The sequence below is a fragment of the Actinomadura sp. NTSP31 genome (assembly GCF_041951385.1).
In the GTDB taxonomy this organism is placed as follows: Bacteria; Actinomycetota; Actinomycetes; order Streptosporangiales; family Streptosporangiaceae; genus Spirillospora; species Spirillospora napierensis.
Window position 1 is genome coordinate 134,177 of sequence record NZ_JBGNUT010000020.1, and the last position, 23,769, is coordinate 157,945.

General features: G+C 75.0%; 12 protein-coding genes. 9 read left to right on the plus strand and 3 right to left on the minus strand.

What is annotated here, in order from left to right; all coding sequences use genetic code 11:
* Positions 1 to 42: 42 nt before the first annotated feature.
* The 9 genes from ACA514_RS30300 (at position 43) to ACA514_RS30340 (ending at position 18,847) form a co-directional block, all read left to right on the plus strand.
* Complete coding sequence (locus ACA514_RS30300; RefSeq protein WP_375044674.1) at positions 43 to 381, plus strand: acyl carrier protein; 339 nt, start codon at positions 43 to 45, stop codon at positions 379 to 381.
* Positions 382 to 391: 10 nt separating this feature from the next.
* Complete coding sequence (locus ACA514_RS30305; RefSeq protein WP_375044675.1) at positions 392 to 1,984, plus strand: tryptophan halogenase family protein; 1,593 nt, start codon at positions 392 to 394, stop codon at positions 1,982 to 1,984.
* Between the two features lie 155 nt (positions 1,985 to 2,139).
* Entirely contained in the window at positions 2,140 to 2,496 is a 357-nt protein-coding gene (locus tag ACA514_RS30310) for an ArsR/SmtB family transcription factor (RefSeq protein WP_375044676.1), read from the plus strand.
* Positions 2,489 to 2,761 carry a hypothetical protein gene (locus tag ACA514_RS30315; RefSeq protein ID WP_375044677.1) on the plus strand — a complete coding sequence of 91 codons (273 nt, stop codon included), beginning with the start codon at positions 2,489 to 2,491 and terminating at the stop codon, positions 2,759 to 2,761. The genes ACA514_RS30310 and ACA514_RS30315 overlap by 8 nt, the downstream gene beginning before the upstream one ends.
* A 122-nt stretch (positions 2,762 to 2,883) precedes the next feature.
* Positions 2,884 to 3,306 carry a hypothetical protein gene (locus ACA514_RS30320; RefSeq protein WP_375044678.1) on the plus strand — a complete coding sequence of 141 codons (423 nt, stop codon included), beginning with the start codon at positions 2,884 to 2,886 and terminating at the stop codon, positions 3,304 to 3,306.
* Positions 3,307 to 3,365: 59 nt separating this feature from the next.
* Positions 3,366 to 5,795 (plus strand): MMPL family transporter, encoded by a 2,430-nt coding sequence (locus ACA514_RS30325; protein WP_375044679.1) that lies wholly within the window; start codon positions 3,366 to 3,368, stop codon positions 5,793 to 5,795.
* A 62-nt stretch (positions 5,796 to 5,857) separates the two neighbouring features.
* The gene (locus ACA514_RS30330) at positions 5,858 to 16,558 is read left to right on the plus strand and encodes an amino acid adenylation domain-containing protein (RefSeq protein WP_375044680.1); all 10,701 of its coding nucleotides are present in this window, start codon (positions 5,858 to 5,860) and stop codon (positions 16,556 to 16,558) included.
* Positions 16,555 to 17,583: a serine hydrolase domain-containing protein gene (locus tag ACA514_RS30335; protein WP_375044681.1), complete on the plus strand. Its 1,029-nt coding sequence runs from the start codon at positions 16,555 to 16,557 to the stop codon at positions 17,581 to 17,583. The genes ACA514_RS30330 and ACA514_RS30335 overlap by 4 nt, the downstream gene beginning before the upstream one ends.
* Entirely contained in the window at positions 17,576 to 18,847 is a 1,272-nt protein-coding gene (locus tag ACA514_RS30340) for an MFS transporter (protein ID WP_375044682.1), read from the plus strand. Before ACA514_RS30335 ends, ACA514_RS30340 begins: the two co-directional genes overlap by 8 nt.
* 33 nt (positions 18,848 to 18,880) lie before the next feature.
* Here ACA514_RS30340 and ACA514_RS30345 read toward each other — a convergent pair whose 3' ends face one another.
* The 3 genes from ACA514_RS30345 to ACA514_RS30355 form a co-directional block, all read right to left on the minus strand.
* Positions 18,881 to 21,352: an FtsX-like permease family protein gene (locus ACA514_RS30345; protein WP_375044683.1), complete on the minus strand. Its 2,472-nt coding sequence runs from the start codon at positions 21,350 to 21,352 to the stop codon at positions 18,881 to 18,883.
* The gene (locus ACA514_RS30350; RefSeq protein WP_375044684.1) at positions 21,346 to 22,107 is read right to left on the minus strand and encodes an ABC transporter ATP-binding protein; all 762 of its coding nucleotides are present in this window, start codon (positions 22,105 to 22,107) and stop codon (positions 21,346 to 21,348) included. Before ACA514_RS30350 ends, ACA514_RS30345 begins: the two co-directional genes overlap by 7 nt.
* Before the next feature lie 179 nt (positions 22,108 to 22,286).
* A complete protein-coding gene (locus tag ACA514_RS30355; RefSeq protein ID WP_375044685.1) occupies positions 22,287 to 23,702 on the minus strand; it encodes a dihydrolipoyl dehydrogenase family protein in 1,416 nt (471 codons plus the stop codon).
* Positions 23,703 to 23,769: the final 67 nt, after the last annotated feature.

Genomic DNA, 23,769 nt, shown 5'->3' on the forward strand with positions numbered 1-23,769 from the left:
GCCGGCACCCGTTCCGCACCCACCCCTGACGGAGGAATGCCCATGACCGAACCGACCATCGACACCGTCGCGCCGGGGGACGCCGGCGCGCCGCAGGCACCGTCGGCCGACCGGCTGCGGACCTGGCTCGCCGGCCGGGTCGCCTACTACCTGGAGCGGGAGCCGGCGGAGATCGACGACGACGCCCCGCTGACCTCCTACGGACTGGACTCGGTCTACGCCTTCTCCATCTGCGGCGACATCGAGGACGCCTTCGGGCTCCTGGTCGATCCCACGCTGGTATGGGACCACGACAGCGTCGCGGCGCTGGCCGCGCACCTGGCCGGGGCCGCCGGGGACACCGGGGCGGCGGGGCCGCACCCGCGAACGCACTCTCACTAGGGGACACCTCATGCGCGACACCAAGATCGACAGCGTGGTCATCCTCGGCGGCGGCACGGCCGGCTGGATGACCGCCTCCTACCTCGGCAAGGCCCTGCAGGGCACCGCGCGGATCACCGTGCTGGAGGCCCCGGGCATCCCCCGGATCGGCGTGGGGGAGGCCACCGTGCCGAACCTGCAGAAGACGTTCTTCGACTACCTCGGGCTCCCGGAGGAGGAGTGGATGCCCGAGTGCAACGCCGCGTTCAAGATGGCGGTGAAGTTCGTCAACTGGCGCACGCCGGGGGAGTCCAGCCCGGTCGCCCGCGAGGACGAGCACGGCAGCGACCACTTCTACCACCCGTTCGGGCTGCTGCCCGACCACGACCAGATCCCGCTGTCGCACTACTGGTACAACGAGCGCCACCACGGCCGGACCGACGAGCCGTTCGACTACGCCTGCTTCCGGGAACCGGCCATCATGGACGCCAAGCGCGCCCCGCGCGACGCGGAGGGCCGTCCGGCGACCCGGTACGCCTGGCACTTCGACGCCCACCTGGTGGCCGACTTCCTGCGGAGGTTCGCCACCGGCAAGCAGGGCGTGATCCACGTCGAGGACCAGCTCGAGGACGTCGAGAAGGACGAGCGCGGCTTCGTCACCGCGCTGACCACCAAGGGCGGCGAGCGGCTGGAGGGGCAGCTGTTCATCGACTGCTCGGGCTTCCGCAGCCTGCTGATGAACAAGGCGATGGGCGAGCCGTTCCTCGACATGGCCGACCACCTGCCGTGCGACGGCGCGGTGGCGACCCAGGTGCCGCACGACGACGAGGCGCACGGCGTGGAGCCCTACACCTCGGCCATCGCGATGAGCAGCGGCTGGGCCTGGAAGATCCCGATGCTGGGCCGCTTCGGCACCGGCTACGTCTTCTCCAGCAGGTTCCAGTCCCGCCAGGACGCGACCGCCGAGTTCTGCGCGATGTGGAACCTGGACCCGGAGACCACGCCCCTGAACCAGGTGAGCTTCCGGGTCGGCCGCAACGAGCGCACCTGGGTCAAGAACTGCGTGGGCATCGGGCTGTCCTCGTTCTTCCTGGAGCCGCTGGAGTCCACCGGGATCTACTTCATCACCGCGGCGATCTACCAGCTGGTCAAGCACTTCCCGGACACCGGGTTCGACCAGGCCCTCATCGACTCGTTCAACGAGGAGATCGCGGTCATGTTCGACGACACCCGCGACTTCATCCAGGCGCACTTCTTCCTGTCGCCGCGCGTCGACACCCCGTTCTGGCGGGCGACCAAGGACATCCACCTGCCGGAGAACATCCGGCGGAAGGTCGAGATGTACAGGGCCGGCCTGCCGGTCAACCCGCCGGTGACCGACGAGAGCACCTACTACGGGAACTTCGAGGCCGAGTTCCGCAACTTCTGGACCAACGGCAGCTACTACTGCATCTTCGCGGGGCTCGGCCTGACGCCCGACCACCCGCTGCCGCTGCTGGCGCACAAGCCCGAGTCCATCAAGGGCGCTCTGCCGCTGTTCGGCCAGGTCAAGCAGATGCAGCGGGAGCTGGTGGAGACGCTGCCCGGCAACTACGAGTACCTGCGCCGGCTGCACGGCCGGTGACCGGCGGACAGGCGTCCCCCTGAGCCGAGGCCCGGGGCCGCCGCGCGTCTCAGGGTCCCCCTGATTCCTCTCAGGGGGACCCTGGTTCGTCCCGGGAGGCCTGGCCCCTCCGCATGCCACCCGCTAATGTTTGTTGGCATGTGCAAGAGGTTGACATGGGCATCGGGGATCTGACGGGAGACGACCTGGTGAAGGTGCTGGCGACGCTCGCCAATCCGCACCGGATACGGGTGATCGCGGTCCTGTCGAAGCAACGGAACTATGTGAGCCAGTTGGCCCGGGACCTGGGCATCAGCCGGGCCCTCCTGCAGGTCCACCTGCGCAAGCTGGAAGCGGTCGGGCTGGTGACGGCCACCCTCGAGTTGTCGGAGGACGGGAAGGCGATGAAGTACTACGAGGTCGCGCCCTTCGCGCTGAACCTCACCCCGGCGGCCTGCGCGGCGGCGGCCGAGACGCTGGCGCCGCGCGACGCGGACGCCGGGGACGCGCGGAAGGAGCCCCGCGATGGGTGACTCGTGGATCGTCGAGGACGTCGTCTCGGTCATCGGCGTGTTCGTCCTGCTCACCACCGTCATCACGGTGGGCATCCGGCAGTACGCGGGCGTGAAGCGGGCCAGGGCGGAGGCCGACCGCGACCAGGACCACCGGAAGCTGGCCGAGACCGCCCTGCTCCTCCAGGAGAACACCGAGCTCCAGCTCCGCGAGATCGCCGTCCAGCTCGCCGACATCGGCGCCCGGGTGGAATCGATGGAACGCATCCTCAAGGAGGTCGAGTAACGGCCCTCGCGTGATCTGGGCCGCCGAGCGGCAACTCGGCGACCCAGCAATGGAAGACGCATCACCCCCCGCCCGCGGGCGGGGCCGCAGAGAACGCGCCTCCATGGAAAGGAGAGCAGCTCATGCTGCTCAATGGCAAGTCGGTCAGCGACGGTGCCGGCGACTCCGATCCACATGAACTCTCTCTCCCGCTGAGCGGCTGGCTGCTGCGCATCGCCCGGGGAACCGGGCGGCGCCCCGCCCTGGAGGTCTACTCCGGGGCCGGTTTCGAGGACGTCTCGGTGGCCGCGGTCATGGGCCCCGCCCTGCTGCGCGGGGCCCGCCGCGGCCGCAGGCTCGGGCGCCCCTGGTCACTGGCCTGGGGGCAGATCCCGCTGAGCACGGACGCCGTCGAGGTGGTGTTCCGCAGGCGGCAGCGGTCCGTGCCCGCCCGCCCGGCCGTCCTGCTGGACCGCTTCTGGGTGGCCGAGGTCGGCCTGGCGTGCCGGTCGGTCACCGTCCGGGCCGGCCAGGTCCAGGCGACCGCGCGGGTCATGGCGGCGTGATCCGCCGCGCGGGCCCCGTACCGCGCGGACGTCGAAGAGCTGACCGAGGAGAGACGACCATGTCCGACAATCCCCCCGCACCGTCCGGGGACGTCCCCGAGCCGTCCCGCGACCCCGCGGCCGAGACCTCGGCCGAGACCGCCGCGGAGGACGCCGCCGACCCGACCGCCGCCTCCGAACCCGAGCCCGCCCCGTCCGAGCCCGAGCCCGCCTCCGGCGCGAAGCCGGTGCGGCCGCCGGTGGTGGAACGGATCGTGGCATGGTCGGCGCGGCACAAGTGGCCGGTCATCGCCGCCTGGTTCGGCCTCGTCGTGATCGCGTTCGTGCTCAGCGGGCTGGTCACCGGCGACCAGGCGCACACCACCGGGCCCGGTGAGGCCGGGCGCGGGCAGCGGATCCTGAACGAGCAGGACGTGGACGGGGCGGCGCGCGAGAACGTGCTCGTCCAGGAGCGGACGCCGGGCGGGGCGTTCGCCTCGGATCCGAAGCTGCGGCAGGCGACCCTGGACCTCGTGGCGGCGCTGAAGGCCACACCGGTGTCGGGGATCCTGTCGCCGCTGGACCCGGGCTCGGGCAAGCGGCTGGTCTCCGCCGACGGGAGGGCGGGCCTCGTCGTCTTCGAGATGACGGGCACCGACGACGAGAAGGACGCGAAGTTCGACGCGTCGAAGAAGGCCGTCGACTCGGTCCGCGACAGGTACCCGGACCTGCGGATCGCGCAGGCCGGCGACCGCAGCATCGCCAAGGCGACCGACGAGGTCTACGGCCGGGACTTCAAGCGCTCGGAGATGCTGTCGCTGCCGCTCACCCTGCTCATCCTCGTGGTGGTCTTCGGCGCGCTGATCGCCGCCGGCATCCCCGTCCTGCTGTCGCTTTCGGCGGTCGTCGCCACCGTCAGCCTGGTCCAGGTCATCAAGCAGTTCATGCCGGTCAACAGCACCGTGGCCTCGATGGTGCTGCTGATCGGCATGGCGGTCGGCGTCGACTACTCCCTGTTCTACCTGCGCCGCGAGCGCGAGGAGCGGGCCGCGGGGCGGACGGTGGGGGAGGCGCTGCGGATCACCGCGCGCACCTCGGGCCGCGCGGTCGTGATGTCGGGCGTCACGGTGATGCTCTGCCTGTCCGGGCTGTTCGTCACCGGCATCGACGTCTTCCGCGGCATGGCGGTCGGCACGCTCCTGGTGGTCGGCCTCACCGTGGTCGGCTCGGTGACGGTGCTGCCGGCGCTGCTGGCCGCGCTGGGCCGCTGGGTGGACCGGGGCCGGATCCCGTGGCTCGGCAAGCGCCGCACGGCGGCCGGCGAGTCCCGGGCCTGGGCCGCGATCGCGCGCGCGGTCGTCCGGCGGCCGGTGCTGCTGGGCGGCGTCGCGGCGGTGCTGCTGGGCCTGCTGGCGATCCCCGCGTTCGGCATGCGGTTGCAGGATCCGGCGCTCACCAACGACCTGCCGCGCAGCAACGCGACGGTGGACGCGGCGGCGCGCATCCAGGAGGAGTTCCCGGGCGGGCCGTCCCCGGCCGAGGTCGTCGTCTGGGGGGACCGGGCGCACGACCCGGCGGTGGCGGCGGCCGTCGACGGGCTGCACCGGGAGGTCGCGGCGAGCGGCGGCGCGCTGGGCGAGCCGATCCAGGTCGACCGGGTGGGGAAGGTGCTGGTGGTGAACGTGCCGCTGGCGGGCTCGGGGTCGGACGCCGCGTCCACGCGGGCGCTGGAGGTGCTTCGGGAGAAGGCGCTGCCGGCGACGCTCGGCAGGGTGGACGGGATCCACTACGCGGTCACCGGCACGACCGCCGGTCCGCACGACTTCGCCGTCCGGCTGCACGGCCGCACGCCGATCGTGTTCGCGTTCGTGCTCGCGCTGGCGTTCGTGCTGCTGCTCGCGGCGTTCCGGTCGGTGGCGATCCCGCTGGTGTCGATCGCGCTGAACCTGCTGTCGGTCGGCGCCGCCTACGGGGTGGTGACCTGGGTCTTCCAGGACGGCCATCTCACCTCGGTGCTCGACTTCACCTCCTACGGGGCGGTGCTGAGCTGGCTGCCGCTGTTCATGTTCGTCATGCTGTTCGGGCTGAGCATGGACTACCACATCTTCATCCTCAGCCGGATCCGCGAGCGGCGCCTCGGCGGCGCCGCGCACCGCGACGCGATCGTGGGCGGCATCGCCGCCAGCGCCGGGGTGGTGACCAGCGCGGCGGTGGTGATGGTCGCGGTGTTCACGATCTTCACCACGCTGTCGGCCATCGAGTACAAGATGTTCGGCGTGGGGATGTCGGTCGCGATCCTGCTCGACGCCACCATCGTGCGCGGCGTGCTGCTTCCGGCGATCATGACCGTGCTCGGCCGGGCCACCTGGTCCATGCCGGGCTGGCTGCGCCGGCTCCCCGGCGACGACGCGGGGGCGCACGCCGCCGCGGCCGTCCCCGCGCCGCCGGACGCGTCCCCGGCGCGGACCGGCGGAGGCGGGCCCGAGGCCGCGGTGAGGACCGCGCGATGATAGGGCGAATATAGCTCCGCGGCGCACACTCGGGTCCTTACCGGGCCGAGGGGAGTGCGGTCATGGGCACCAGCGAAGGCGGGTCCGTCGAGCGCGGTGATCTGCGCGCGGAACTGCTCCGGCGGCGGCTTCAGGGCCGCCGCCGGAGCGGCGGGCGGCGGGGGTCGATCCGGCCCGCCGACCGTTCCGCGCCGCTGCGGCTCTCGGCCGGGCAACTGCAGATGTGGTTCCTCAACCGGCTGGAGCCCGGCAGCGACGAGTACCTGATCCCCCTGGCGTTGCGCCTGCGGGGCCCGCTCGACACGGAGGCGTTCCTGCGGACGTGGGAACGGCTCCTCGCGCGTCACGAGATTTTGCGGACCCGCTACGAGTCCCTCGACGGCGAGCCCGTCCAGGTGGTGGACCCGCCGCGCCGGGCGGACCCGGCCGTCGAGGACCTGTCGGCCCTGCCGGACGGGGAGCGCCTCGCCGCCGCGAAGGCCCGGATCGCGGCCGAGTCGCGGACCGGGATGGACCTGGAGCGGGAATGGCCGATCCGCGCCCGGCTGCTGGAACTGGCGCCCGACGACCGCATCCTGGTCGTGGTCGTCCATCACATCGCCTGCGACGCGTGGTCCACCCGGCTCTTCGCCGAAGAGGTGAAGGCCCTCTACACCGGCCTCGTCACGGCGGAGCCGGTGGACGCGCCGGGCCTACTGGACGCCCTCCCCGTCCAGTACGCGGACTACGCGGCGTGGGAACGGGACCGCATGGCGGGCGAAGCCCTGGAGCGCCATCTGGCGTACTGGCGGGAGAACCTCGACGGGCTGGGCGTCCTGGACCTGCCGGCCGACCGGCCGCGCCCGGCGACGCGCGGCCACGCCGGGGCCCGCCACTCCTTCGCCGTGCCGGACGAGGTCGCCCGAGGCGTCCGCGAGCTGGCCCGCCGCTACGACACCACGCCGTTCACCGTGCTGCTGACCGCTTTCCAGGCGCTGCTCGCCCGCTACACCGGCGCCCGCGACATCGCGGTGGGCACGGTCGTCTCGGGACGCGGCCGCCCCGAACTGCAGCGGCTGATCGGTTACGTGGTCAACAGCCTGGTGCTGCGGGCCCGCTGGGACGGCGATCCGGCGTTCGGCGCGCTGCTCGCCGCCGGCCGCGGGACCGTGCTGGCCGCCTTCGATCACCAGGAGGTGCCGTTCCCGCGGCTGGTGGACGAGCTGGCACCCGAGCGCGACCTGTCCCGGACGCCGCTCTTCCAGGTCATGTTCCTCATGCGGGACGAGCCGATCAGCGACTTCGACCTGCCGGGCGTCCGGATGGAGCCGGTGGAGCCGGATGCCACCCGGGCGCGGTGCGACCTGTCGCTCATGGTGGAGGAGGGCGCCGGCGGGGTGCTCACCGGCCGCCTCGACTACGCCACCGCGCTCTTCGACCCGTCCACCGCCGAGCGGATGATGGACCACTACGTCCGGCTGCTGGGCGCGGCCGTGGCGGAGCCGGACCGCCCGCTGTCGCGGCTGCCGATGCTCGGCGAAGCCGAGGTGGCACGGATCGTCGGGGAGGGGCGCACGGAGGAGCCGCGGGAGCGGCGCCGCGTCCACGAGATCTTCGCCGAGCGGGCGGCGGCGGCACCGGATGCGGTCGCGGTGGTGGCGGGGCGCGCCGAGCTGACGTACGGGGAGCTGGACGTCCGGGCCAACCGGATCGCGCACCGGCTGCGGGCGCGCGGCGTCGGTCCCGAGGACATCGTCGGCGTCTGCCTGGAACCGGGGACCGACCTGGTCCCCGCGCTGCTGGGGGTGCTGAAGGCGGGAGCGGCCTACCTGCCGCTCGACCCGTCGCACCCCGGCGAACGGCTCGCGTTCATGCTGCGCGATGCCGATGCGGCTCTCGTGGTGACCGACAGAGCGCACGCCGGCGCGCTCGGGAACCGGGCGATGGCGGTGCTGGACGGCGAGCGGGAGCGGGCCGCGATCGAGGCGCACCCGGCGGTGCCGCCGGAGGTGCGCGCCGATCCGGACGGGCTGATGTACGTGATCTACACGTCGGGGTCCACGGGGCGGCCCAAGGGCGTCTGCGTCACGCACGACTGCGTCGCGCGGCTGATGGCCGTGGGACGCCGGCATTACGGCTTCGACGAGACCGACGTGTGGCCGCTGTTCCACTCGTTCGCCTTCGACGTCTCGGTCTGGGAGATGTGGGGGGCGCTGCTGTACGGCGGCCGGCTGGTCATGGTCCCGCGCGAGGCGACCCGTTCGCCCGGCGACCTGCTGGACGTGCTGGTGGAGCACCGGGTCACGGTGCTCAACCAGACCCCGTCGGCGTTCGGCGGGCTGGTGGCCGCGGCGGCGGCCGGGGACCCGCGGGTGCGGGCGGCGGCGCTGCGCGTGGTGATCTTCGCGGGGGAGCGGCTGGACGCTCCGGCGCTGGCGCCCTGGGCGGACCGGGCCGGGCTCGACCGGCCGGTGCTGGCGAACATGTACGGCATCACCGAGACGACCGTGCACGCCGCGTTCCACCGGGTCGTCCCGGCCGACCTGGATCCCGCGACCGGCGACCGGATCGGCCGGCCGCTGGACGACCTGCGGATCCACCTGCTCGACGAGCACGGCAACCTCGTCCCGGACGGGGTCGCGGGGGAGATCCACGTCGGTGGCCCCGGCCTCGCCCGCGGCTACCTCGGGCGGCCGGCGCTGACGGCGGAGCGGTTCGTGCCCGACCCGTACGGGCCGCCGGGCGCGCGGCTGTACCGCAGCGGCGACCTCGCCCGCCGGACGCCGGACGGCGGCCTGCTGTTCCTCGGCCGCGCCGATGACCAGGTGAAGATCCGCGGGTACCGGGTCGAGCCGGGTGAGGTGCGGGCGGTGCTGCTGTCGCATCCGGAGGTGCGGGACGCGGCGGTCGTCGCCGAGGACGGGACGCTGGCGGCCTATGTCGTCGGCGATGGGACGGCCGGTCTGCGCGAGCATTGCGCGGCCCGGTTGCCCGGGTACATGGTCCCGGCGGCGTTCGTCGCGCTGGACCGGCTGCCGCTGACGGCCAACGGCAAGCTCGACCGGCGCGCCTTGCCCGCCCCGGACCGCCGGGCGCTGGCCGCGCAAGGCGAGCCCGTGCCGCCCCGGACCGTGACCGAGGAGCGGATCGCCGCCGGCTACCGCGAGGTGCTGGGAATCGAGACGGTCGGGGTCGAGGACTCCTTCTTCGACCTGGGCGGCGACTCGATTCGCGCCGTCGCGCTGGCGGGCGCGCTGCGCGCCGCGGGCTGGGACGTCTCGGTCAAGGACGTGTTCGAGCTGCGCACCGTGGCGGCCCTGGGCGAGCTCGTGACGGGACGTCCCCCCGTCGAGCCGGACCGGCCGGTGGAGCCGTTCGCGCTGATCCCGGAGGCGGACCGGGCCGCGCTGCCGCCCGGCCTGGTGGACGCCTACCCGATGTCGCAGACCCAGATCGGAATGGTCGTCGACATGCTGGCGCACGATCGCCGGGGCAGCTACCACAACGTCGCCTCCTGCCGGGTGCGCGACGACGGCCCGCTCGATCCGGGGGCGCTGCGGGAGGCCGCGCGGATCGTCGCCGACCGCCACGAGGTGCTCCGGACCTCGTTCGACCTCACCGCGTTCTCGGTGCCGATGCAGCTCGTCCACGCCACCGCGCGGATCCCGGTGGAGGAGGACGACCTGCACGGCCTGGACGGGCCCGCGCTGCGCCGCGCGTTCGGCGCCTTCCACGAGCGCGAGCGCGCCCGCTCCTTCGACCTGGAGCGGCCGCCGATGCTGCGGCTGCACGCGCACGCGACCGACGACGGCTGGTGGCTGTCGATCACCGAGTTCCACGCGATCATCGAGGGCTGGAGCTACCACTCGCTGCTGATGGAGCTGCTGGAGTGCTACCGGGGCGTCCGTTCGGGCCGCGGGCCCGGAGCGTACGCCCGTCCCTCCGTCCGGTACGCCGACTCGATCGCCGCCGAGCTGCGGTCGCTGAAGTCGGAGGAGGACCGCGCCTACTGGAGGGAGGCGGCCGGCGGCCGCCCCGCCTTCACGCTCCCCGAGGCGTGGGCGGACCCGGACGCGCCGCGCGAGGACTACCGCGTCTCCGTCCCGTTCCACGACCTGGAGGAGGGCCTGCGGAGGCTGGCCGCCGCGGCGCGCGCCTCCCTGAAGAGCGTGCTGGCCGCCGCGCACCTGAAGGTGCTGAGCCTGCTCACTCCGGAAACGGAGTTCACCAGCGGCCTCGTCGTGCACGTGCGGCCGGAGGCGGCGGGCGCGGACCGGGTCTACGGCATGCACCTCAACACCGTCCCGTTCGCCTTCCGGCGCGGCGCGCGGACGTGGCGCGAGCTCGTCCGGGAGGTCTTCGAGGGGGAGGCCGCGCTCTGGCCGCACCGGCACTACCCGATGCCGGCCGTCCAGCGCGACGCGGGCGGCGGTGGGCGGCTCGTCAACGTGCTGTTCAACCACGTCGACTTCCACCAGCTGGACGACGACGTCTTCGACCTCGGCAGCAGCATCGCGCCGGGCACCACCGAGTTCGACCTCGCCGTGACCACCCTGGCCGGCCACATCGGGCTCAAGTCGAACACCCGCGTCCTCGGCCGCGCCGCCGCCGGCCGGCTCGCGTCGATGTACCGGGACGTCCTGGAGTCGATGGCGGACGACCCGGACGGCGACGCCCGGCCGGCGTTCCCGCCACCGGGCGAGCGGGAGCGGGCGGCGGCCCGGAACCGGACCGGGCGGGCGACGGGCGGGGCGATGCTGCCCGAGCTGTTCGCCGAGCGGGCCGCGGCCGTCCCGGACGCCGTGGCGGTGGTTGCGGGCGGGACGTCGTGGTCGTACGCCGAGCTGGACGCCAGGGCCGGGCGGATCGCCGGGCACCTGCGCGGCCGGGGTGCCGGGCGCGGCTCGGTCGTGGGAGTGCTCATGGAGCGGGGGCCGGAGCTGGTCGCGGCGCTGCTCGGCGTGTGGCGGGCGGGGGCGGCCTACCTGCCGCTGGACCCCGCGCTTCCGCGGGAGCGGCTGGATCTGGTGCTGTCCGACGCGGGCGCCGAGATCCTGCTGACGGACGCCGACCCGGCGCCGGTCGACGGCCCGCCGGTGGCCGGGACACCCCGTCCCGATCCCGCCGACCTGGCGTACGTGATCTACACGTCCGGGTCGACCGGCGCGCCCAAGGGCGTGCAGGTCACCCACGGCGGGCTGGCCAACCATGTGGGCTGGGCGGCGGAAGCGCTGATCGGCGGCGCGGACGGCGCGGACGGCGAAGGCGGGGGAGCGCCGCTGTTCTCCTCCGTCGCGTTCGACCTGGTCGTGCCGAACCTGTGGGCCCCGCTCGTCACGGGGCGGCGGGTCTGCCTCCTGCCGCCCGACCTGGACCTGGCGGACCTCGGTGCGCGGCTGGCGGACGCCGGGCCGTTCGACTTCGTCAAGCTGACCCCGAGCCACCTCGAGGCGCTCACCCACCAGCTGGCGCCGGACCAGGCGGCCGGACTCGCCCGCACGGTGCTCGTGGCGGGCGAGGCGTTCCCCGGGGCGGCCGCGCGCCGCTGGCTGGAGCTGCTCGGACCGGGACGGCTCGTCAACGAGTACGGCCCCACCGAGGCCACCGTCGGCACCTGCGTGCATCCCGTCGACCGTCCGCCCCGCGAGGAGGTCGTCCCGATCGGCCGGGCGCTGCCGAACGTCGCCATGCACGTCCTCGACGGGGACATGTTCCCGGTCCCGGAGGGTGTGGTCGGCGAGCTGTACGTCGGCGGCCGCGGCGTCGCCCGCGGTTATCTCGGGCGGCCCGCGCTGACGGCGGAGCGATTCGTGCCCGACCCGTTCGGCGGACCGGGGGACCGGCTCTACCGCACCGGCGACCTGGCGCGGGTGAACGCCGAGGGGACGGTGGAGTTCGCGGGCCGCACGGACGACCAGGTGAAGATCCGCGGGTACCGGGTCGAGCCGGGCGAGGTGCGGGCGGTGCTGCTGTCGCATCCGAAGGTGCGGGACGCGGCGGTCGTCGCGGAGGACGGGGCGCTGGTCGCCTATGTCGTCGCCGGTGAAACGGTGGATCTGCGCGGGCATTGCGAGGCCCGGCTGCCCGGGTACATGGTCCCGGCGGCGTTCGTCGCACTGGACCGGCTGCCGCTGACGGCCAACGGCAAGCTCGACCGGCGCGCCCTGCCGCGCGTCCGGCCGCCGGAACGGCCTCACGTCGCGCCGCGCACACCGGACGAGGAACGCGTCGCGGAGACCTGGTGCGCGGCCCTCGGCGTCGACCGGGTCGGGGTCGAGGACTCCTTCTTCGACCTGGGCGGCGACTCGATCCGCGCGGTCGCGCTCGTGGGCGCGCTGCGGGCGGCGGGCTGGGACGTGTCGGTGCGCGACGTGTTCGACCGCCGCACGGTGGCGGCGCTGTGCGAGCTGATGTCGGGCCGCCCGCCGGCCCGGCCCGAGCCACCGGTCGAGCCGTTCGCGCTGGTCCCGGAGGCGGACCGGGCCGCGCTGCCGCCCGGCCTGGTGGACGCCTACCCCATGTCGCAGACCCAGACCGGCATGGTCGTGGAGATGCTCGCCGACCAGGACCTGAACCGCTACCACAGCGTGTCGTCGTTCCGGATCCGCGACGACCGGCCGGTGGACCTCGCGGCGCTGCGGGAGGCGGCGCGGACGGTCTGCGAACGGCACGAGATGCTGCGGACCTCGTTCGACCTCACCGCGTTCTCGGTGCCGATGCAGCTCGTCCACGCCGAGGCGGAGATCCCCGTCAGCGGACGGGACCTGTCCGGCCTCGACCCGGCGGGACGGGACCGCGACCTCCGCGACTTCCAGGCCCGCGAACGCGCCGCGCCCTTCGACCTCGGACGGGCGCCGCTGCTGCGGCTCTGCGCGCAACGGGAGGGCGGGGACGCGGCGGCCTGGTGGCTGACCGTCACCCGGTGCCATGCGATCACCGAGGGCTGGAGCCACTACAACCTGCTGATGGAGCTGCTGGACTGCTACCGGGCCGTCCGGGACGGCAGGGAACCGGCGCCCGCCGCCGTCTCGGCGGTCCGGTACGCCGACTTCATCGCCGCGGAGCAGCGTTCCCTCGCCTCCGACGAGGACCGCGGATTCTGGACCGCAGTCGTCCAAGGCCGGCCGCGGTTCGCGCTGCCCGCGGCCTGGGGGGACCCCAGCGGCCCGGACCGCCGCTACCGGTTCGGGGTCGCGGTCCACGACCTCGAGGGCCCGCTCCGCGACCTGGCCCGGCAGGCCCGGGTGTCGCTGAAGAGCGTGCTGCTGGCGGCGCATCTGACGGTCCTCGCCGCGCTGACCGGGGAACGCGGGTTCTACACCGGGCTGGTGTGCGACGCCCGGCCCGAGGCTCTCGGCGCCGACCGGCTCTACGGCATGTACCTCAACACGGTCCCGTTCACGTTCACTCCGGGCGCGCGGACCTGGCGGGAGCTGGTCCAGGAGGTGTTCGCCCAGGAGGTCGCGCTCTGGCCGCACCGGCGCTTCCCGCTGCCCGCCGTCCAGCGGATCGCGGGCGGCGGGCGGCTGCTGGACGTCTCGTTCAACTACCTCGACTTCCACCAGGTCGACACCGGCCTCATCGACGTCGGGCAGGCCCGGGGCGACGGCAACACCGAGTTCGGCCTCGCCGTGACCACGCTCGCCGGCCGGCTCGGCCTGAGCAGCCACAGCCGGGTGCTGACCCGCGCCAACGCCGACCGGCTCGCGGCGATGTACCGGTCGGTGCTGGAGGCGATGGCGGCCGGGCCCGACGGCGACGCCCGCGCCGTCCCGCTGCCCGCGGCCGAGCTCGCCCTCCTCGACCGGTGCGCGTCCGGGCCCGGTGCGCCGCAGGACCGGACGCTCCCGGAGCTGTTCGCCGAACGGGTGGCGGCGACTCCGGACGCGGTGGCCGTGGTGGCGGGCGAGGCGTCGTGGTCGTACGCGGAGCTGGACACCAGGGCGCGGCGGATCGCGGCGCGGTTGCGCCGGTCCGGGGTGGGCCGCGAGTCGGTGGTCGGGGTGCTGCTGGAGCGCGGGCCCAATCTGGTCGCCGCCCTGCTGGGGATCTGGAAGGCGGGCGCGGCGTATCTCCCGCTGGACCCGTCGCACCCGCCGGAGCGGACGCGGTTCATGCTGGCCGACGCGGGAGCCGAGCTGCTGCTCACCGACCAGGACGCCGATCTTCCGGTCACGGCGGTGGACGTCGCGGCCGTCGACGACCCGCCCGCCGCCGGCCCCGACTCCGTTCCTCACCCGGGGGACGCCGCGTACGTCGTCTACACCTCAGGGTCCACCGGGCGTCCGAAGGGCGTGGTGATCGAGCACGCGGGCATCGCCAACCGCGTCCGCTGGACCGCCGGCGCGCACCGGCTGGGCCCGGCGGACCGTGTTCTGCAGAAGACCTCGGCCGGCTTCGACGCCGCGGGCTGGGAGATCTTCGCTCCGCTCGTGAGCGGCGGCGCGGTCGTCCTCGCGCCGCCCGGAGCCGAGGCCGACCCGGCCGCCATGGTCCGGGCGGTCGCCGCGCACGAGGTGACCGTTCTCCAGGTCGTGCCGTCGATCCTGCGTCTGCTGGTGGAGGCGCCCGGCTGGCGGCGCTGCACGGCGCTGCGGCTGCTGTTCTCGGCGGGCGAGCCCCTCGACGCCGGGCTGTGCGCCCGGATGCTCGATCTGCGCGAGGTGGAGCTGTGGAACACCTACGGTCCCACCGAATGCAGCATCGACGCCACGGCCCAGCGGTTCGACCCGGCCCAGGAGGACGGGCCCGTGCCGATCGGCCGCCCGCTGCCCGGCATGCGCGCGCACGTCCTGGACGGCGCGATGCGGCGGGTGCCGGCCGGTGTCGTGGGCGAACTGCACGTGGGCGGGGTCGGGCTGGCGCGCGGTTACCGCGGCCGTCCCGCGCTCACCGCCGACCGCTTCGTCCCGGACCCGTTCGGCGCCGCCGGCGAGCGGCTGTACCGGACCGGGGACCTGGTCCGGCTGCGCGCGGACGGCGCGCTGGAGTACGTCGGGCGCGCCGACGACCAGGTCAAGGTCAACGGCGTGCGCATCGAACCGGAGGAGGTGGCCGCGGCACTGCGCGGCCTGCCGGGGGTCGCCGACGCGGCCGTGGCGGCCCGCGACGACGGGCGCGGCGGCCGGCGGCTGGTGGCGTACGTGGTGCCCGGCGGGGCCGGGCGGCCCGCCGCCCGCGAGCTGGCGGCCGGGCTCGCGGCGCGGCTGCCCGCCTCGATGGTGCCCGCGGCGTTCGTCCCGCTGGAGCGGCTGCCGCTGACGGCGAACGGCAAGCTCGACCGGCGGGCCCTTCCCGCGCCGCCCGCCGGGGCGGACGCCGTCCACGACGCGGGCGCGGCCGGCGGAGGGGCGCCGCGGACGCCGACCGAGCGGCTGCTCGCCGGGATCTGGTCCCGGCTGCTGCGCACCGGCCCGATCGACCGGGACCGCGGCTTCTTCGAACTCGGCGGCGACTCGCTGACGATCATCCGGGTCATCGGGGCGGCGCACCGCGCCGGCGTGCCGCTGACCCTCCGGATGCTGTACGAGTACGACAGCCTCGCCGAGCTCGCCGGGGCCGTCGACGCACTGACGGGAGGCGCGAACATGACGACGGGTGAGCCGGCGGGCACGGCCGCGGCGACGGCGGAGGCGGTCGCGACGAGACCGGCGGCGGTGCGCGAGCCGGGGGACGCGCCCGAGGAGGCGGCGGCGCGGGACGCCGCGGCGCTGCCGTCGCCGGTCGCGGAGATGGCCCGGTGCGGCGTCCCCGGAGTGAGCGTGGCACTGCTGCGCGGCGGGGACGTCGCGTCGGTCCGCGGCTACGGGGTCGTGGCCGCCGACCGGACCGACCCGGTCACCCCCCGCACTCCGTTCCAGGTGGCCTCGATCAGCAAGCACGTCACCGCGCTGGGCGTCCTGCGGCTGGTCGCCGACGGCGTCCTGGACCTGGACGAGGACGTCAACGCCTACCTCACCTCGTGGCAGGTGCCGGGGACCGGCGGCATCCCGTTGCGCGAGCTGCTCAGCCACCGGGCGGGCCTCAGCCACGTGCCGCCGAAGAACTACCTGCCCGGCACCGCGATGCCGACCGTGCTGGACGTCCTCAACGGCCGCCCGCCCGCGCCCAACGAGCCGGTGCGCGCCGAGCACCCGGCCGGCGAGGTCTTCCGGAAGACCAACATCAACTACTCGGTGGTCGAGCAGCTGCTCCGCGACGTCACGGGCGAGCCGTTCGGCGCGCTCATGCGGCGGCTCGTCCTGGACCCGCTCGGCATGAACGACAGCACCTTCGACCAGTCCCACCCCGCGAACTCGGCCGTCCCGGTCGCGGTGGGCCACGACGAGCACGGCGTGCCGATCCCGGGGCGCTGGCGGATCCGCAACGAGGTGGCTGCGGGCGGCCTGTGGTCGACGGCCCTGGACCTGGCGAAGCTGGCACTGGAGATCCGGCGCTGCCACCTCGGCGGGACCCCGGCCCTGCTCCCGCGCCGGCTCGCCGAGGAGATGCTGACCGTGCGGCACCCCGGCAGCTTCTACGGCCTCGGGACCGTCCTCGACGACACCGGCCCGGACCTGGAGTACGGCCACGGCGGCCGGACCGTCGGCTACCGGCTGATGACCTTCACCGGGCTCCGCGGCGGCGCGGGCTTCGTCGTCCTGACCAACGGCGAGTCGGGCAAGCGGGTGCACGCGTTCCTCGCGGACGCGATCCGGCGGGCCGGCGGAGGGCTGGGCGGCGGCGAGATGGCCGCCCTGTGGGCGGACGCGCGGGACGAGCCGGTGGAGGCGGCCGGGCGATGAGCGCCACGGACCTGGCGGCGGCCGTCGGCGACCGCCCCGACGGCGAGGCGGCCGCGGTCCTCGCCCGGGTCACCGGCCCGGACGGGACCACCGAGCGCGGCTCCGGCCTGGCCGACCCCGCCACGGGACGGCCCGTCGGGCCGGACCTGGTGTTCCGGATCGGCGGGGTGACCAAGACGTTCGTCGCGGCGACCGTGCTGAGCCTGGCCGCGGAGGGCCTGATCGATCCGGACGAGCCGGTCGCGACCCACCTGCCGGGCCTGCTGCGCGCGCCGGCGACCGTGCGGCAGCTGCTGGACCACACCGCCGGGCTGGCCGACGAGAGCGACGTCCGGTACAACGACACCGGCTGGTTCCTGCGGCACCGGTTCGACACCTTCACCCCGCAGCAGCTCGTCGCCAGGGCGGTCCGGCTCCCGCCGGCGTTCGCGCCCGGCACCGCCCAGCAGATCACCCGGGCCGGCTACGTCCTCGCCGGGATGCTCATCGAGCAGGTCACCGGCAACCCCTACGCCGCCGAGATCCGGTCGCGGATCCTGCGCCCGCTGGGGCTGCGCCGCACCATCCTGCCCGGCGCCGACCCGGCGCTGCCGGAGCCGTGCCTGCGCGGGACCGACGAGGGGATCGACGTCACCGAGCACAGCCCGTCCATCCACGGCGCGGCCGGCGAGATGCTCTCCACGGTCGACGATCTGGACCGCTTCCTGACCGCGCTGCTGGCCGGCGAGGTGATCCCCGGCAAGGAGCTCCGGCAGATGTTCCGGGTCCCGCGCGTCCCCTATCTCGGCGGTGGCGAGGCGTTCTGCGGGGCCGGGCTGGACAGTGTCGTCATTCCCAGCGGCGCCACCGTGTGGGGGATGGCGGGCATCGTCCACGGGCATCTCGGCGGGATCGCGGCGACCGTCGACCCCGGCACCCTGGAACCGGTGCGCCGGCTGGTCTACATGGTCGCGCCCACCGTCCGGGGCCGCCTGCGGGTGCCGCCGGTGGCCCAGCGGATCATCCTGGCCGCGTTCGGTGGGTGAGCCGCCGCGCCCGGCGGCCGGGGCCGGAGACGCCGGGGCCGCGACCCTGGCCGGCGAACCGCACCCGCCGCTGCGCCGCAACCGCGACTTCCTGCTCCTGTGGGGCGGGGCGGGCCTGTCCGTCCTCGGAACGCGGGTCAACACCATCGCCTATCCGCTGCTGGTGCTGTGGAGCACCGGGTCGGCGCGCACGGCGGGCCTGCTCGGCTTCGTCGCCCAGCTGCCCTACCTGGTCGTGCAGCTGCCCGCCGGGGCCCTGGTCGACCGCTGGGACCGGCGGCGGCTGATGATCCTCTGCAACGCCGGCGCGGTCCTCGCCACGGCGGGCGTCGCGGCGACCGTCGCCGCCGGACGGCTGTGGCTGCCCTTCCTGCTGGCCGCCGCGTTCACCGAGAGCGCGCTCGGGATCGTCTACCGGCTCGCCGAACGGGCCGGGGTGCGCGCGCTGGTGCCGCCGCGGCAGCTCGCGGCCGCGCTGTCGCAGAACGAGGCGCGCGGGCAGACGGCGGGGCTGCTCGGCCAGCCGGGCGGCGGACTGCTGTTCGCGCTCGCGCACTGGGCGCCGTTCGGCTTCACCACCCTGGCCCATCTCGGGTCGGTGGCCGGGCTGCTGCTCATCCGCCGGGACCTGAGGTCGGAGCCGGCGGGGCGGCCGTCCACGGTCGCGGGCGCGGTCGGCGAGGCCGTCGCCTGGGTGTGGCGGCAGCGCCTGCTGCGCGCCGTGCTCGGCATCGTGGCGGCGGGCAACCTGCTGCTGCAGGGGCTGGGCCTGGCGCTGCTCGTCGCGGTCCACGAGCAGGGCGGCTCGCCCGCCATGGTCTCGGTGATCGTGGCCGGGCGCGGGCTGGGCGGCGTGCTGGGCGCGCTCAGCGGCACCTGGTGGCTGCGCAGGCTGAGCGTCCGCGCGATCGTCATCGGCGGGAACGCGGCGTGGGCGGCGCTGATCCCCGCCGCCGCGTTCGCGCCCGGGCCGCTCTGGCTCGGGCCGGTCTTCGCCGGCATCTCGTTCGTCGCGGGGGTGCTGAACGTCGCGGGCGGCGTCTACCAGGTGCGGACCACGCCCGACGCCATGCAGGGCCGGGTCGGCGGCGTCATGGGCCTGGTCGGCTCGGGCACCACGGCGCTCGGCATGCTCGGTGCCGGGCTGTTGCTCGGCGCGCAGGGCGCCGCGCCGACGCTGCTGGAGCTCGGCGGCGCGATGACCGCCGTGGCGCTGCTGGCGATCGCCAGCCCGGCCGTGCGGCGGGCCCGCGACCGGCTGTGACCGCGCGGCCCGCGGCCGGCGACCCCGCCGGGGTCAGTCGCGCAGCCCGGCCAGCTCGACCACCCGGCCGCGCAGCGCCTGCCAGGCCGGCAGCACCGCCGCCGCCACCGCGATGGCCGCGCACAGGCCGGTGATCTCGATGATGGCCTGCCACGGGACGTGCAGGTCCGTGCCGCCGACCAGCGTGTCGAGCGCGGCCCACTGCCCGGCCAGCACCGCGGCGGCCGCGGCGGCCGACAGGACCAGGCCGATCAGCACCACCATGAGCGACTCGGCGGCGATGAACCGCAGCGTCTGGACCCGGGTGGCCCCGGCCATGTGCAGCGCCGCGATCTCGCGCCGCCGCCCGGCCGCCGCCATCATGAGCACGTTGGCGATCGCGACGCACGAGTAGACCAGCGCGATGGCCAGGATGGAGTACGCCGCCGACCGGTGCTGCCGCTGCTGCGCGTCGACCGCGCCCTTCAGGGCACTGACCGGGACGACCGCGGCGGGCTGCCCGCGCGTCGCGTCCCGCAGCCCCTGGACCGCGGCGGCGGGGTCGGTGCCCGGCCGCACCCGCACCTCGATCCTGGACGGGAGGCCGCCCGCGGCGTGCGCCGCCGACAGGAAGCCGGTGTCGCCCCCAATGCCGTCCTTGGTCACGGCCGCGATCCGCACGGCGGCCGTGCCGCCGTCGGGGAGGGTCACCCGCATCCGGGACCCGACCTCCAGGTCGTCGCTGCCGGCCAGCCGCCTGTTGAGGACCAGGAAGTCGTCGCCGAGCCCGGTCACCGAGCCGCCGTCCAGCCGCAGCCGCTCCATCGACGCCAGCGCCGCGGGTTCCACCGCGTCGAGCGACAGCGTGTCGACGAACCGGCCCTGCGGCGTCGACAGGTAGGCCCGGGTCGGCGTCATCGTCGCGACGTCGATGCCGGGCACGGCCCGGACCGCGTCGGCGGTCCGCTGGTTGAGCTCCCCGATCCCGGTGGGCACGACGACGTACTGCGCGCGGGTCTGCTGCCGCGCCTCGGCCACCCTGGCGTCGTCGGCGGAGGCCTGCGCGCTCAGCACCGACGCCGACAGCCCGATCGCGACCACGACCGGCGTGACCGTGGCCGCCGTGCGCCGCCGCGCGCCGAGCAGGTTCTCCCGGACGACCATCGCGCCCGCGCCCAGCCGGGCCATCGGCCGGGTCGCCAGCCGCGTGATCGGGCCCATGACCACGGGGGCGAACAGCGCGAACCCGCCGACGAGCAGCAGCGGCACCGCCGCGTACTTGCGCAGGTTCCCGGCGTAGATCGGATACCGCGTGGTGATGACCCAGCTGGTGACGACCCCGCCGGCCAGCAGCGCCAGGCCCAGCAGCCAGCGCACCACGGTCATCCCGCCGCGGTCCACCGCGGCCTCGCGCAGCGCCTCGGTGGGCCGGACCCGCCCGGCGCGCAGCGACACCGCCGCCGCCCCGGCGACCGCGGCGACCAGGCCGAGCAGGAAGGCGATGACCAGCGCCACCGGGTTCACGCCGATCGTGAACCACTCGGGCGCCACGCCCTGGCCGGCCATCCAGTCCGCCAGCGCGGGGACCGCCAGGGTCCCGAGCACGCATCCGGTGACCGATGCGGCGACGCCGACGAGCGCCGCCTCGGCCAGCACGAGCTTGCGGACCTGGTCCGGGGTGGCCCCCACGGTGCGCAGCAGCGCCAGTTCGCGGCGCCGCTGGTCGACGACGAAGGCGAAGGTGACCACGACCAGGAAGATCGCGACCGACACCACGACCGCGGTGGCGGTGCCCGCCATGCCCTGGGCGTTCAGCAGCCCGTCCCGGCCGCCGCTGGTGTCGGGATCGGCCCGACCGCGCCCGTCGCCGGTCAGCACCTGGGCGGCCTTGCCGACCGCGTCCCGCACCTTGCCCGCCGGCCCGTACGCGGCGACGGCGTCGACCCGCGGCGAGATCCGCGCGGCCTCGGCGTCGCCGAAGAACACCGCGTGCTCGAACCAGACCTTGCCCGTGACGCCGACGATCGTGGCGCGGCGCACGCCGTCCAGCGTGGTGACCGGCACGGTGCGGCCCACGCTCGCCTCCGCGCCGCCGCCGACCACCACCTCACCGGCCCCCCGCGGGGCCCGCCCCGCCACGAGCCGGTACGGGGTGAGCGCGGCGGCCGACCACGGGTGCCCGACCTGGTCGGACGGCCCGCCCGGCAGGCCCACCGGGAACGTGCGGTCGGCGACCGCCCGGCCCGTCGCGGCGATCCTCGCGACCAGATCCGGCGGCACGCCCGGGGGCCGGTCGAGGACATGGTCCTCACCGGGGTCGTCGCCGGCGAAGCGAACACCGTCGTGGGGCAGCACTACCACGGGCGCGTCGGCGAACCGCTGCGGCCCGGGGAAGGGCGTGCCGAGCGTGGCCGCCATCGTCAGGGCCATCGTCGCGATGACGCCCGAGCCGAGGACGAGCGCCACGAACGCCCCGAGGAAGCTCACCCATCGGGTGCGCAGCGTCGCGAGCGCGAGCCTCAGCAAGACGCCGCCTCCAGGCGCGCCATCCGCGCGGCCACCGACGCGGACGTCGGCGCGTCCATCCCGTCCACCACCCGGCCGTCGGCCAGGAAGACCACCCGCCCGGCGTACGCCGCCGCCACCGGGTCGTGCGTGACCATGATGATCGTCTGCCCCTGCCCCTGCCCCTGCCCCTGCCCGCCGGCCAGCCCGGCCAGCATCTCCAGCAGCTCGCGCGACGTCCGCGAGTCCAGCGCGCCGGTCGGCTCGTCGGCGAACAGCACCTCGGGACGGGTGACCAGGGCCCGGGCGATCGCGACGCGCTGCTGCTGGCCGCCCGACAGCTCGCTCGGCCGGTGCTCCGCGCGCTCGGCCAGCCCGACGCGTCCGAGCACCTCGAGCGCACCGGCCGGGTCGGGCCGGGCGCCGCCGAGCAGCAGCGGCAGCTCGACGTTCTGCCGGGCCGTCAGCGAGGGCATGAGGTTGAACGACTGGAAGACGAACCCGACGCGGCGGCGCCGGAACTCGGTGAGCGCCTTCTCGCGCATCCCGTTGAGCGTGGTCCCGCCGATCACGACCTGCCCGCCGTCCACCCGGTCGAGGCCCGCCGCGCACTGCAGCAGCGTCGACTTCCCGGACCCGGACGGCCCCATGATCGCGGTGAACGTGCCCGCCTCGAACTCCAGCGACACCCCGTCCAGCGCCGTCACCGTGCGGTCCGCGCCGCCGAAGGCCTTGCGCAGCGACGAGAGCCGTACCGCCGGCTCCGCCGTCACCACGCCGAACGCCGATCGATCCTGATGCGCACCGGCAACCTCGTCCTTGAAGCGGGACCAAAGCGAACAGGCGCAATCTTTTCGCCCCGCCCTATACCGGAGCAATATCGCCGCCCCGAGGCGCCTGCCCGGGTGATGCCGAGGCTCGGCCCGAGCACGCGCCACGAGTGCCGAGAGCGCCCTCAGCCGCGGTAGGTCTCCAGGAGGCGGAGCCAGACCTCGCTGATGGTGGGGTAGGAGGGGACGGCGTGCCACAGGCGGGAGACGGGGACCTCGGCGGTGACGGCGATCGTGGCCGAGTGGAGCAGTTCGGCCACGCCGGCCCCGACGAAGGTGACGCCGAGGAGCGTCTCGCGGTCCAGGTCGACCACCGCGCGGGCGTGGCCCTGGTAGCCGTCGGCGTGCAGGGCGGCTCCGGCGACGCCGCCGAGGTCGTAGTCGACCGCCCGGACCCGGTGCCCCTCGCGGGCGGCCTGCTCCAGGGTGAGGCCGACGGCCGCCGCCTCGGGGTCGGTGAAGACGACCTGCGGGACCGCCCGCTCGTCCGCGGTCGCCACGCTGCGTCCCCAGTCGGCGGTGTCGAGCGGCCGTCCGGCGGCACGGTCGGCGATCACCTCGCCGAAGATCCGCCCCTGGTACTTGCCCTGGTGGGTCAGCAGCGCCCGTCCGTTGACGTCCCCGGCCGCGTAGAGCCACCCGCCGGGCACCCCGGCCGCCAGGCCGGTGGAGTCGACCTCGATCGGACGGCCCGCGGCCAGCCCGACCGTCTCCAGCCCGAGGTCGGCCGTGGCGGGCACCCGTCCGGTGGCGAACAGGACCTCGTCCGCGGTGACCGTGTCGCCGCCGTCCAAGGTGAGCGTCACCGGCCCGTCGCGGCGGACGCCGGTGACGGACGCGCCGAAGCGCAGGTCGACGCCGGCCGCGCGCAGCCCCTCCGCCACCGCCTCTCCCGCGAACGGCTCCATCCGCGGCAGCAACCGCGATCCGCGCACCAGCTGCACCACCTCGCTGCCCAGCGCCCGCCAGGCCGTGGCCATCTCGCAGGCCACCACGCCGCCGCCGACGACGGCGAGCCGCGTCGGAACCTGCGCCGACGCGGTCGCCTCACGGCTGGTCCACGGGCGGACCTCGGCCAGACCCGGCAGCTCCGGCAGTGCCGCGCGGGTGCCCGTGCACACCGCGACGGCGTGACGGGCCGTCAGCACCCTCCGCTCGCCGTCGGGGGTCTGCACCACGACGCGCTTGGCCCCGTCCAGCCGCCCGTGGCCGCGTACCAGCACGAGCCCGGCCGCCTTCAGCCAGTCGACCTGGCCGTCGTCCTTCCAGTGCGAGGTGAACTCGTCGCGGCGGGCGAGCACCGCCGCCGCGTCGAGCCGTCCGCCGGCCGCCTCGCGGGCACCGGGCAGCCGCCGCGCCTCCGCCAGCGCGGCGGCCGGACGCAGCAGCGCCTTGCTGGGCATGCACGCCCAGTACGAGCATTCGCCGCCGACCAGCTCGCTCTCCACGATGGCCACGCTGAGCCCGCCGGCGTGCGCCCGGTCCGCCAGGTTCTCCCCGGTCGGCCCTGCGCCCAGCACCACGACATCGAACTCGTCCATCACGCCCGCCCTCCGAACAGCACCGTCAGTCCCCTCGCATCCTTCCGGAATCCGAGACTGCTGGTGA

Excerpts from the sequence above, each read along its gene's own strand:
- ACA514_RS30310 (WP_375044676.1), top strand. The coding sequence starts at position 2,140 with ATGGGCATCGGGGATCTGACGGGAGACGACCTGGTGAAGGTGCTGGCG.
- ACA514_RS30355 (WP_375044685.1), bottom strand. The coding sequence starts at position 23,702 with ATGGACGAGTTCGATGTCGTGGTGCTGGGCGCAGGGCCGACCGGGGAG.
- ACA514_RS30315 (WP_375044677.1), top strand. The coding sequence starts at position 2,489 with ATGGGTGACTCGTGGATCGTCGAGGACGTCGTCTCGGTCATCGGCGTG.
- ACA514_RS30330 (WP_375044680.1), top strand. The coding sequence starts at position 5,858 with ATGGGCACCAGCGAAGGCGGGTCCGTCGAGCGCGGTGATCTGCGCGCG.
- ACA514_RS30305 (WP_375044675.1), top strand. The coding sequence starts at position 392 with ATGCGCGACACCAAGATCGACAGCGTGGTCATCCTCGGCGGCGGCACG.
- ACA514_RS30300 (WP_375044674.1), top strand. The coding sequence starts at position 43 with ATGACCGAACCGACCATCGACACCGTCGCGCCGGGGGACGCCGGCGCG.
- ACA514_RS30325 (WP_375044679.1), top strand. The coding sequence starts at position 3,366 with ATGTCCGACAATCCCCCCGCACCGTCCGGGGACGTCCCCGAGCCGTCC.
- ACA514_RS30320 (WP_375044678.1), top strand. The coding sequence starts at position 2,884 with ATGCTGCTCAATGGCAAGTCGGTCAGCGACGGTGCCGGCGACTCCGAT.
- ACA514_RS30335 (WP_375044681.1), top strand. The coding sequence starts at position 16,555 with ATGAGCGCCACGGACCTGGCGGCGGCCGTCGGCGACCGCCCCGACGGC.